Here is an 11,035-nt window from a genome sequence, read left to right on the forward strand (position 1 = left end):
GTTATGCCTGATGACCATAGCAAGTCGGTACCACCCCTTCCCATCCCGAACAGGACCGTGAAACGACTTTGCGCCGATGATAGTGCTGCAACCAGTGTGAAAGTAGGTTATCGTCAGGCTAGTTATTAAGAAAAGCCCGTTCAGTCAAGACTGAGCGGGCTTTTTGCTTTCTAGATCCGTTCCAGCTTCGCCAGCACTTTTTCCGATAACACCAACTCCGCCGCCTTCACGTTCTCGCGCAAATGCGCACGGGACGATGTTCCTGGAATGAGCAGGGTGTTCGGCGACCGTTGCAACAGCCACGCGATCGCCACCTGCATGGGCGTCGCATCCAGCTCCGCCGCGACGGCCGACAACGCATCCGACTGCAGCGGCGACATTCCGCCCAACGGGAAGAACGGCACGTAGGCAATGCCGTCCCGCGCCAGGGCGTCGATCATCGCGTCGTCATTGCGGTGGACGAGGTTGTACATGTTTTGCACGCACGCGATCGGGATGATGCGCCGCGCGTCCTCCACCTGCTTCATCGTCACGTTGCTCAACCCAATGTGCCTGATGAGGCCTTCTTCACGCATCTCGGCCAATGCCGTCACCTGCGCCTCGAGCGATCCTTCGGCGGGACCGAACACATCCAGCATGCTGCGCAAATTGACGACCTCCAGCACGTCGAGGCCGAGATTGCGCAGGTTGTCATGCACCGCCTGCCGCAATTCCTGCGCCGACGTGGCCGGCAGCCAGGCGCCCGTGCCGTCCCGGCGTGCACCGATCTTGGTGACGATGACCAGACCGTCCGGATACGGATGCAGCGCTTCACGGATCAACCGGTTGGTGACGTGGGGCCCGTAGAAATCGGACGTGTCGATATGGTTGACGCCGCGCGCCACGGCGTCGCGCAGCACGGCGCGGGCAGCGTCGGGATCGCGCGGCGGCCCGAAGACGCCGGGGCCGGCCAGCTGCATGGCGCCATAGCCGAGGCGCCTGACAGTTCGGTTGCCGAGCTGATACGTCCCGGCAGAATCAATGGCGGACATGGAACTCCTTGAATGATCAGTGAACAGGGCATCCACGATAAATCCACGTCGATCGCCGGACAATCCGCTATAGTCCGCAAGGGTTGTACGCAAAAACGAACAATGAGGGCGATATGAAAGTCGATCTCGGCGATTTGTCCGCCTTCGTCGCCGTGGCGCGCGCCGGTGGCTTTCGCGATGCCGCGCGCGCCACGAGCGGCAGCGCATCCGGCCTCAGCGATGCCGTGCGCCGCCTCGAAGCGAAGCTCGGTATCCGCCTGCTCAACCGCACTACGCGCAGTGTCGTGCCGACGGAGGCAGGGCGCAGCCTGCTCGCGCGCCTGAACCCCGTGCTGAACGAAGTGGAAAGCGCACTGGACGTGGTCAATGGATTTCGCGACACGCCCACCGGTACCCTCAAGCTCAATGTGCCGATGAGCGCGGCCCGACTCGTGCTGCCATCCATCGTGCCGCGCTTCCTTGCCGCGTATCCCGAAATCCGCATGGAAGTGATCGCGGACGAAAGCTTCGTCGACGTGCTTGCGGCCGGCTGCGATGCTGGTATCCGCTACGAAGAAAAGCTCGAGCAGGACATGATCGCGGTGCCCATCGGGCCGCGCGTCCAGCGGATGGCCGCAGCCGCGTCACCGGATTACCTCGCCAGACGCGGACGCCCGCAGCATCCGCGCGACTTGCTGGACCATGCGTGCATGCGCGCCCGTTTCGCGAGCGGTGCGGCTATCCGCTGGACGTTCGAGCGCGACGGCGAGACGGTGACGATCGATCCGCCCGGACAATTGCTTGTCCAGGTGGGCGGCGCCCTCGAACTGAAAATCGACGCGGCCGTCGCCGGCACAGGCATCGTCTACCTGTTCGAGGACTGGCTCCGCCCGTACATCGGACGGCGCGAGCTGGAGCCCGTGCTGGAACCGTGGTGGCCGTCCTTTTCCGGGCCTTACCTCTACTATCCCGGCCGGCGGCTCGTGCCGGCCCCGCTGCGCGCCTTCGTCGATTTCATTCGCGCGGATCAGCGCCCGCGCTGATAGGTGCCGACGAGTTCCGCCTGCGCGCGCACATGGCCCTGCATCGCCTTTTCCAGCTGGGCCTTGGTCGGGTGGCGCAAATCGGGCAGGACGGTGTCGAGCGCATACAGCTTGTGCACGTAGCGATGCCGTCCCACGGGCGGGCAGGGTCCGCCGTAGTGCGTGTTCTTGAAGTCGTTCGTGCCGGCTTGCGTGCCCGGCGGCAAGTCCGCGTCGCGGACGGCTGCGGGCAGCCGAGTCGTCTGTGGCGGCAGGTTGTAGAGGACCCAGTGTACCCAGGTCATTTTCGGTGCGGCGGGATCGGGTGCGTCCGGGTCGTCCACGATGAGGACGAGACTGCGCGTATCGGGCGGCACGCCCGACCACGACAAGGCAGGCGAGGTGTTCGCGCCGTCGCACGTGTGGATGGCCGGGATAGGGCCGCCGGGCGGGAAGTCGGCCGAGGTCAGGATCAAGTCCATGGTTGCCTCCTTTGCGTTCGACTGCATGAACGCTTCGACACCGGCAAACGACCAAGGTTGCGCAGGTCGTGTCCAGCCGCAGCGGCCGGCGCGGCCATCGCGCCGCCGCATGAACGGCTGGGCAAACATCGCCACCGGCTGTGCTTCCCCCGATATCGAAACCCGAAGGTGGCGTGTTGCCCAGTTCGTAAAATCGCGTGCCGCGGCAACGTCTGAGCGGCGCCGCGGACACAGGGCCATTATCCGGTTGTGAGCGTCGCCATCCGTTAGGCGCCTCACACAACACGCGGGCGGTAATGTTGGCGTCAGGAGGGCGGTTCCTCGACCTGCACCGGATCGCGGCGCGGGATCAGGTACCAGAGTCCGACGAAGAGGAGCAGCGACGCCACGGCGGCAGCGATGCTGATCGAGAGCATGTCGGTCGCAAGCGACACGACCGTCAACATGTCGAGCGACAGCCCGCTCGCCAGGGGCATCAACGCAACACGGATGGCTTTGCGCGACACCTTCACCATGTGCGACGTCGCCTCGCCATGCTGGGCGCGGTAGTACACGGCCGGCGTCATCAACAGTGCCATCGCGATTACCATCAATGCGAGGCCAGCCATGTGGCAGGCCTGCGCGTAGAACGCAAGGTCGTTGAAGCGTTCGTTGAACACGGCGATCGTCTGGAAGCCGAACACCGCCTGCAGTCCAGGCAGGATGCAGCGCGCTTCCTCGATGATGTCGCGCATCGTGCGATGGTTCTTTTCTTGTTGCGAATCTTGATCGTCCATGAGAGGACAGTAGCGCCAAACACGGCTGTGTTCAACGCCCGCACGATTGACGCCGGCGCGCCGTCACGCGTGCACGATGCCGGCCGCCGACGCCCATTGTTCGAGGCTGTGCCGCTGGATCGCGGCCGCCATCAGGTCGGGGAACAGATCGGGCGTGCAGGCAAAGCACGGAATGCCCAGCGCCGCCAGTTTCGCCGCGTTGTTGCGGTCGTACGAAGGCGCGCCACCGTCGTCCAGCGCGAGCAGTGCGATCACTTGCGCGCCGCTGCCGACGAGGCTCGCCGCGCGCCTGAGCATCTCGGCATTGTTGCCGCCCTCGTAAAGATCGCTGATCAGGACGAAGATCGTGTCCTGCGGGCGCGTGACGAGGCCCTGGCAATACGCGAGCGCGCGATTGATGTCCGTGCCGCCCCCGAGCTGCGTGCCGAACAGGACTTCGACCGGGTCGTGCAGCAGCGGCGTCAGGTCGACGACGGCCGTGTCGAACACGACGACCGACGTCGTCACGGCCTTGATGCTCGCGAGGACCGCCGCGAACACGCTCGCGTATACGACGGACGGCGCCATCGATCCGCTCTGGTCGACGCACAGCACGATGTCGCGCAGCGCGCGGCCGCGCCGGCCGTAGCCGATGCGCGTCTCCGGGACGATGGCCTGGTAGTCGGGCTGGTAATGGCGCAGGTTGGCGCGAATCGTGCGCAGCCAGTCGATGTCCTGGTGGCGCGGGCGCAGGTTGCGCGCGGCGCGATGCAGGCTGCCCGCGACGGCCTGGCGCAGTGGCGTCGCGAGCTTCTTTTCCAGATCCTCGACGACTTTCGCGACGACGGCGCGCGCCGTCGCGCGCGTCTTGTTCGGCAGGACGCGGTTCAGGCTGAGGAGCGTGGCGACGAGGTGCACGTCCGGCTCGACGGCCGCCAGCATCTCCGGTTCGCACAGCATCTGCTGCAGGCCCAGGCGGTCGAATGCGTCTTTCTGCATCACTTGCACGACGCTCGCCGGGAAGTACTGGCGGATGTCGCCCAGCCAGCGCGCCACGCGCGGCGCCGAGCCGCCCAGGCTGCCGCCGCGCGTGTCCGGACCGGCGCCGTACAGTGCGTCCAGCGCGGCATCGACGGCCGCGTCGCCCGCGTTCAAGGTCAACGCGTCGTTGGCGTCCTGGCCCAGCACGAGGCGCCAGCGCCGCGCGGCTTCTTTTTCATGCGTCATGGACGGTCTCCTGAATCGGGCGGGTTCCGAACAGCGTGTGCAGGATGGGCAGCACGCGTAGCGCGCGCGCCGGATCGACGGCCTGTGCCGGGGTCACGCTGGCAGTCGTCCCGCCGGCCTGCGCCGCGCGCTCGCCCAGTTCGCGCCGCTCCGGTGCGCTGAACGTGGCGACCGTGCGGCGCAGCAGCGGCAGCAACTCCGTGAACACGTGCTCCGGTTGCGCGAGCAGCCAGCCATTCACGATCTGCCACAACGCGTCGCTGTGCGCGAGCAGCGCGCCGCTCCCTTGCAGGAAGCCTTCGAGCCAATGTGCCGTGACGAGCGGCGGCACCGCCGGCGAGCAGCGCAGCGCCAGCTGGCGCGCGGCGCGCTCCGCGTCCCATCGGCCCTGTTCCGTGAGGATGCGGCTCGCACGTCCGGCCAGCAGCGGGTGCGACAAGTCGCTCGTGGCGCCCGCTTCCAGCGCGTCGAACCATGCCGCCGCGTGGGCGTCGTCCTGCAGCAGGCGCACCGCTTGGTCGGCCGCGATGATCTGGCCGAGCAGGCCGGCCGCCGCATCGTCCGCGACGCCGCGCAGGCCGTACGGCAGCGCGATGCACGCGCGCAAGACGAGGCCGTCGACGACGCTGCCCAGCGCGCCCGTGTCGACGTTGCGCGCGCTGCCGTAGCGCAGCACGTTGACGAGGGACGGCAGCGCCGCCAGCAGCAGTCCCAGGTCGGGCGTCAGCGTGCCCACTTCCTGGATGCGCGCCATCAGCGGCGCGACGGCTGCGCGCAGGTCGGCCAGCAGGATCGTCTCCATCAGGCGCGTGAGCTCGGGCAGCAGCTGCGCCTGCGCCGCGCGGTCGGCCGCGAGGGCCGTCGCGGCGCTTTCCAGCGTGGCGCCCCAGCGGCTCGCGGCGATCAGGTCGACGGCGAATTCCGGCTCCCACGCGAGCTGCCACGGCTCGTGGAAGGTGCCCGTCCTGCCGCGCACGGATTGCTGCCGGCCCCACGGGACACCCAGCAGGGAAAGACGATGCAGCAGTACGCTTTTCTCGAGGTGCGCGGGTTGGCGCAGGTCGAGGTTGAGCTCCGTCGCGTCCGCGCGCACGGGCATGCGCAAGCGCTTCTGTTGCGCCGCCACGTCCTGCGCGAGCGGCACGGCGGGCACGTAGTCCGGGACGGACCCCAGTGCCTCGTCGATGAGGAGCTCGCGCCGGATCAGGCGCAGCGGCGCGTCGCTGTCGTAGCAGAGTACGGCGCGCACGGCTTCCATCAATTCGTCCAGCCCCGCGCGCGGGCGCCCGCGCAGCGCGGCCAGCGCGTCGGCCAGGCGCGTGGCCTCGATCACGTGGGCCGACGACGCGTCCAGATCGTGCCGGCGCAGCAGCGCCGCGACTTCCGTCAGCCAGTGCAGGCCGGCGCGCTCGCGGTGCCGCCACAGGTGCCGGTACCAGCCCGGCGCCGTCACACCCGCGCCGTAGCCGCTGGCGACCGTGAGGCGGCCGTGCGTCCACGGCACCCACGTGGCCGCGACCTTTTCCTTCGCCAGTCCCTTCAGCAAGTCGGCATCGCTCTTCGCGCTGGGGAGCACGGCCAGTGCCGGCACATGCCAAGCGCCGCACACGACAGCGATGCGTTCGCGGCCTTCCTTGACGGCCTGGCGGATCGTCGTGCGCATCCATGCCTCGCGTTTCGCTTCGACGTCGTCGGCCATCGTGCCCGCTTCCGTCCGCAGCGCCGTCATCATTTCGGTGATGGCGGCGAACAGGTCGAGGCTGTCGCCGCGCTGCTCGACGAGATGGTCCCACCACGTTTCCGTATCGCCGTAGCCGGCCGCGCGGGCGAGCCAGCGCAGCGGGTCCGCGTGGATGTCGTCGGCGACCTCGTTCGATTCTTCGCGCGCCGCACGCAGGCCGAAGCGGTGCGTCTGCGGCAGGTCGCAAAAGCGCAAGTCGACGCCGTGCGCGCTGGCGTAGCGCAGCGCCTGCCATTCGGGCGAGAACTCGGCGAACGGATAGAACACGGCGCGCTGCGGATCGGCCGGCGCATACAGCAGCAGGGCAACCGGCGGCACGAGGTCCGCGCGGCCGGCGTAGCGCGCGAGCGCATCCGCCTCCGGCGGGCCCTCGACGAGGATGCAGTCCGGCGCCAGCGCGGCCAGCGCTTCGCCCAGGCTGCGCGCGCAACCGGGGCCGTGGTGGCGGATGCCGAACAGGTGGACGCTCATCGCCTCACGCCATCACGTCGCGGCAGGCGCGGTACAGGTCCTTCCAGCCGTCGCGTTCCTTGACGACCGTCTCGAGGTATTCGAGCATCGCCACGCGGTCCTGCAGCGGGTCCTTGACGATCGCGCCGACCATGCCGGCCGCCAGGTCGGCGCCGCGCAGCACGCCGTCGCCGAAGTGCGCGGCCAGCGACAGGCCGTGCGTGACGACGGAGATCGCCTCGGCCGTGCTCATGGTGGCGCTGGGCACCTTGAGCTTCGTCTTGCCATCGCTCGTCACGCCGTCGCGCAGCTCCCGGAACACGGTGACGATGCGGCGGATCTCTTCCAGCGCTGGCGTCTCGGCCGGCAGTTCGAGCGCGCGGCCGATGCTGGCCACACGCGTCTCGACGATGCGCACTTCCTCGTCGGCCGTGCGCGGCGGCGGCAGCACGACGGTGTTGAAGCGGCGCTTCAGGGCGCTCGACAGCTCGTTGACGCCGCGATCGCGGTCGTTCGCAGTGGCGATGATGTTGAAGCCTTTTTCGGCCAGGACCTCGTCGTCCAGTTCCGCGATGGGCAAGACTTTTTCGGACAGGATCGAGATCAGGCCGTCCTGTACTTCGCCCGGCATGCGCGTGAGTTCCTCGATGCGCGCGACTCTCCCCGTGCGCATCGCGCGCATCACGGGGCTCGGCACGATGGCTTCCAGCGACGGGCCTTTCGCCAGCAGCTGCGCGTAGTTCCAGCCGTAGCGCACGGCCTCTTCGCTGGTGCCCGCGGTGCCGTGCACGACGAGCGTGGAGTCGCCGCTGATCGCGGCCGCGAGATGTTCCGACACCCACGACTTCGCGGTGCCCGGCACGCCCAGCAGCAGCAGCGCGCGGTCGGTGGCGAGGGTGGCGACGGCGATCTCGATCACGCGCGGATTGCCGATGTATTTCGGACTGATCGTCACACCGTTTTCCAGCTCGCCGCCCAGCAGATAGGTCGACACGGCCCACGGCGACATCTTCCAGCGGGGCGGGCGCTGGCGCGTGTCGGAGGCGATCAGCGCATGCAGCTCGTCGGCGTACTGCTGCTCGGCGTGCTGGCGTAGAACGGAAGAGGTGGCGGTCATGCGGTCTCCTGGAAGGAAAGAGTCATCTCGTGGCGCAGGCGGACGAGATCGAAGAAGGCGTCGACGGCGCTTTGCCACTGGGCGTCCGGCACGCGCACCGGATCGAATCCGGCGGCCGTCGCGGGGTCGAGCACGAGGGCGAGGCTGGACAGCAGCTGGCGCACGAGCCACGGATGGCCCGTGTCCGCGAGCGCCGGCAGCACGGGGTACACGCGCCGCATGGCGTGTTGGCTCAACGCCGTCGGCCACGTGTCCGCCGCGCCGGCCGCGAGCCGGGCCAGCAGGTGCACGCACGCGCCGTCCGCGATCCACTTCCCGGGCAGGGTGCAGAACAGCGTGCTGGAGGCGCCGTCGGCATCCTGCGCGAAGTGTGCGGCGGCGACGTCGAACACGCTGTCGGGCACGGCCTCGCGCTGGGCCGGGACGGCGAGCCACCATGCGGTCAAATCGCGCAGCCAGGCCTGCAGGCGTGGCGACGGATCGTCCTGCGCGTGGCGCTGCAAGGCCAGCGCCCAGCCGCGCACGAACACGCTGGCGAATTCGCTGTGTTCGGCGAGCGCGAGACAGCCGCGCGGCGGGCGGTCGAAGTGGCGGGTCCAGACGTCCGGATCGACGGCGGCCAGCATGTCCACGACCCATCCCGCTTTTTCGCCCATGCCCGGGTGCGATGCGGCGCCGATGCCGTCGCGCCGCATGGGCGCATCGAGTGCCTCGGGCAGCGTCAGGTCGATGCGCGCGGCGCGCAGCAATGGCCGCTCGAGCCGCAGCAGCGGCAGCAGGCGCTCGACCATGCGCTGCGCCAGCTGTGACGCCGGCAGCCGCGCGAGCAGGCGCTGGGCCACGACGCGCACTTCCTTGCGGCGGTCGTCGAGGGCCGCGTCGAGGAACGTTTCGTCGTCCGGGCCGAGCCCCGTGGACAGCGTCGCCAGCAGCGCCGCACGCTGGTCCGGCGGTTCGCTGGGCCACGCCGCGGCGAGGGCGGCGCGCGCGGCCTGCGGGTCGCGGGCACGCCAGCCGCGCAGCGCGGCCACGCGTTGTTCCGGCGCGCCCGTCTCCCACGATGCCGCATCGGGATCGTCGCCGGCCCACGACCACTCGGGTTGCAGGCGCGCGAGCCAATGTCCGCGTTCGCCCAGCACGGGCAGCAGGGGCGCGCGCAGTGCCGGCTGGCGCGTGCCCGCATCGAGCAGTTTCGGCAGTACGTGCGCCGGCAGATGGCCTCCGCGACGGTGCAGCAGGCGCAGCCACTCGGCTTCCAGGCCGGCCGGATGCAGGCCGCACAGCAGCTGGACCATGACCGCTTGCGCGCGGGGCGGGCAGGGACGCAGCGTCTCGGGCGCGGCGACGCGCGCCGGCGGCGGCGGCGGCTGGTCGGGTGCGACGAAGCCGCCGCGCTCCCACAGGTCAAGCGCGCCCAGCGACAGCCACAGCGTCGCCTCGGGTGCGGCCGCAGCATCGGCCGGCAACAGCCCATCGAGCGGCGCGGCGAGACCGGCGGGTGGACGGCCGGCGCGGGCCATCCCGATCTTGAGCAGCTGCCGCAGCTGGCGGGCGTCGTCGCTCATGACGGGAAGTCGCTGTCGATGTTGTACAGGCGTCCTTCATGCCGGACGCTCAGCGGCAGCAGCATCCGTCCATCCCATTCGCCGCACACGGTGAGCGGATGGCCGCCGCTCAGCGCAAGCAAATGCAGCGGATGGCGGAACGATGGGTGGAGGGCGATGCAGCGGCCTTGCGCGTCGCGGACGATGCCATGGTTCGCTTCGTCCGGCACGAGGCCGCCCAGCAGCACGGGCAGCCGTTCAAGGAAGGGTTGTGCCGCGAGGGCGTCCGCATAAGTGTCGAGCAGGCCGTCCAGGCCGGACGGTTCGAGATCCGCCGGCACAGGGCCGGCGTCATCCTGCCTGCGGATCTGGGCGCGCAGCGGCCATGCGCTCGGGTAGAAGCACAGGTCGCCGTCGAACGCCGTGCCGGGCGCGAGCTGCACGTCGAAGCCCTGCGTGCCGACGGCGTATTGCAGGTGCAGCGCCCAGCGCCCGGTGCCGGCGCCGAGGAGCCACGTCGCGCGCACGCGCAGGCGCTCGTCGTCGAACGTACTCTGCGCCAGCACGCACCACTGGTCCGTGACGGCGGGTTGGCGCAGCACGTCGTCCTGGCTCAGCGTCCAGCCGAGCAGCGCACGCACGTCCGCCTGGAGCGCGGGCGCGAGCTGGCCGACGCGCTGCCATGCCCGGGCCAGCAGGTACAGTGACGCGAGTTCGTTGGCGGCGAGGCCTTCGGCGTTGCGAAGGCCGGACTGGTACAGCAGGCTGCCGGCGCGGCGCAGGCGGCGTGCCAGCGGCGCCGCCTGGGCGTCGGCCATGCGCGCGGCGATCGCATCCCAGAAGCCCTGGCCGCGCGAGCGCACGGACGCGAGGCCCTCGCGCGCCAGGTCGTGCAGCCAGGTCTGCAATTCCAGGAGGCCGGCGCTGACCTTGTCTTCGCGCTTTTCTTCCCGTTTGCGCGCCTGCGCCGCAGCGGCGATCGCCGCTTCGGGCGTGATGTCGGCCGGCGCCTTCTTTTCCTGGCGCACTTGGCGGCCCTGCAGCCAGTCGCGCACCCAGGCCGGTTCGTCAGACGGGTCGAACAACGCCGGCTCGGACGTCCGCAGCAGGTACAGGCCGAGGCCGTGCTTGCAGGGGAACTTGCGGCTGGGGCACGTGCATTTGAAGGCGGGACCACTGAGGTCGATCTGCGTGCGATACGGTGTCTTGCCGCTGCCCTGGCATTCGCCCCACAGCGCGACATCGCTCCTGCCCAGGTTCGACCAGTTGCGCGGCACTGCCAACTGGCTGCCGGCCTTGGCCGAGGCGGGATCAGGCGCGAGAGCCAGGATCTGATTGGCGTCGAGGGTCACCGGTATCCTTGGGGCGGATTGATATAATTTCTAGTTCGGTATGGGTAATAGTCGGCGATTATTGTTTAAACGTCAATTACAACGATCTGTAAAGACGAGTGGCAAGCGCGCAACGGCTCTTGCGTGCCGAGACGCCGATTGCTATAGTGCGCCTCCTGTTTCGCAGCGCATTGAAGGAGTCGGCAACGACGGCGTGACGAAATGGATGAGGGGTTGACGAGTTAAGCGAAGCACTGCATAATCTCATTCCTCTGCTGCTGACGAACACAACGATTCGCAAGCGCAGCAAGGCAGTACCGAATACAAGAGTTCTTTAACAATAAACAGTCGATAAG

At 68.9% G+C, this 11,035-nt stretch carries 9 protein-coding genes and 1 rRNA gene; 2 read left to right on the forward strand and 8 right to left on the reverse strand.

Features of this window, described 5'->3' with window-relative positions; genetic code table 11:
• Positions 1–6: 6 nt before the first annotated feature.
• Positions 7–119: ribosomal RNA gene (rrf, locus tag HAV22_RS30510) — 5S ribosomal RNA — on the forward strand.
• Positions 120–170: 51 nt separating this feature from the next.
• Here the strand turns inward: rrf and HAV22_RS30515 are convergent.
• Positions 171–1,031, reverse strand: coding sequence for an aldo/keto reductase family oxidoreductase (locus tag HAV22_RS30515; RefSeq protein ID WP_166865533.1), 861 nt, complete (start codon positions 1,029–1,031; stop codon positions 171–173).
• 113 nt (positions 1,032–1,144) lie between these two features.
• Here HAV22_RS30515 and HAV22_RS30520 point away from each other — a divergent pair, with 113 nt between their 5' ends.
• Positions 1,145–2,053, forward strand: coding sequence for a LysR family transcriptional regulator (locus tag HAV22_RS30520; RefSeq protein ID WP_166865536.1), 909 nt, complete (start codon positions 1,145–1,147; stop codon positions 2,051–2,053).
• Here the strand turns inward: HAV22_RS30520 and HAV22_RS30525 are convergent.
• From HAV22_RS30525 to HAV22_RS30555, 7 genes are all read right to left on the reverse strand, one after another.
• Positions 2,038–2,514, reverse strand: coding sequence for a YbhB/YbcL family Raf kinase inhibitor-like protein (locus HAV22_RS30525; RefSeq protein WP_166865539.1), 477 nt, complete (start codon positions 2,512–2,514; stop codon positions 2,038–2,040). The genes HAV22_RS30520 and HAV22_RS30525 overlap by 16 nt on opposite strands.
• Positions 2,515–2,819: 305 nt before the next feature.
• A complete protein-coding gene (locus HAV22_RS30530) occupies positions 2,820–3,290 on the reverse strand; it encodes a DUF6328 family protein (protein WP_166865541.1) in 471 nt (156 codons plus the stop codon).
• A gap of 63 nt (positions 3,291–3,353) precedes the next feature.
• Positions 3,354–4,496, reverse strand: a complete 1,143-nt coding sequence (locus HAV22_RS30535) for a VWA domain-containing protein (RefSeq protein WP_166865544.1) — start codon at positions 4,494–4,496, stop codon at positions 3,354–3,356.
• Positions 4,486–6,708 (reverse strand): DUF5682 family protein, encoded by a 2,223-nt coding sequence (locus tag HAV22_RS30540; RefSeq protein ID WP_166865547.1) that lies wholly within the window; start codon positions 6,706–6,708, stop codon positions 4,486–4,488. Before HAV22_RS30540 ends, HAV22_RS30535 begins: the two co-directional genes overlap by 11 nt.
• 4 nt (positions 6,709–6,712) lie before the next feature.
• Positions 6,713–7,804, reverse strand: a complete 1,092-nt coding sequence (locus tag HAV22_RS30545) for an ATP-binding protein (RefSeq protein WP_166865550.1) — start codon at positions 7,802–7,804, stop codon at positions 6,713–6,715.
• Entirely contained in the window at positions 7,801–9,369 is a 1,569-nt protein-coding gene (locus HAV22_RS30550) for a DUF5691 domain-containing protein (RefSeq protein WP_166865553.1), read from the reverse strand. The genes HAV22_RS30545 and HAV22_RS30550 overlap by 4 nt, the downstream gene beginning before the upstream one ends.
• A complete protein-coding gene (locus HAV22_RS30555; protein WP_166865556.1) occupies positions 9,366–10,700 on the reverse strand; it encodes an SWIM zinc finger family protein in 1,335 nt (444 codons plus the stop codon). The genes HAV22_RS30550 and HAV22_RS30555 overlap by 4 nt, the downstream gene beginning before the upstream one ends.
• Between the last annotated feature and the right edge of the window lie 335 nt (positions 10,701–11,035).

This window comes from Telluria antibiotica (assembly GCF_011682055.1).
In the GTDB taxonomy this organism is placed as follows: Bacteria; Pseudomonadota; Gammaproteobacteria; order Burkholderiales; family Burkholderiaceae_D; genus Telluria; species Telluria antibiotica.

What these genes read in the sequence shown, in the direction of transcription:
- HAV22_RS30515 (WP_166865533.1), bottom strand. Translation starts at nt 1,031, where the DNA reads ATGTCCGCCATTGATTCTGCCGGGACGTATCAGCTCGGCAACCGAACT.
- HAV22_RS30520 (WP_166865536.1), top strand. Translation starts at nt 1,145, where the DNA reads ATGAAAGTCGATCTCGGCGATTTGTCCGCCTTCGTCGCCGTGGCGCGC.
- HAV22_RS30525 (WP_166865539.1), bottom strand. Translation starts at nt 2,514, where the DNA reads ATGGACTTGATCCTGACCTCGGCCGACTTCCCGCCCGGCGGCCCTATC.
- HAV22_RS30530 (WP_166865541.1), bottom strand. Translation starts at nt 3,290, where the DNA reads ATGGACGATCAAGATTCGCAACAAGAAAAGAACCATCGCACGATGCGC.
- HAV22_RS30535 (WP_166865544.1), bottom strand. Translation starts at nt 4,496, where the DNA reads ATGACGCATGAAAAAGAAGCCGCGCGGCGCTGGCGCCTCGTGCTGGGC.
- HAV22_RS30540 (WP_166865547.1), bottom strand. Translation starts at nt 6,708, where the DNA reads ATGAGCGTCCACCTGTTCGGCATCCGCCACCACGGCCCCGGTTGCGCG.
- HAV22_RS30545 (WP_166865550.1), bottom strand. Translation starts at nt 7,804, where the DNA reads ATGACCGCCACCTCTTCCGTTCTACGCCAGCACGCCGAGCAGCAGTAC.
- HAV22_RS30550 (WP_166865553.1), bottom strand. Translation starts at nt 9,369, where the DNA reads ATGAGCGACGACGCCCGCCAGCTGCGGCAGCTGCTCAAGATCGGGATG.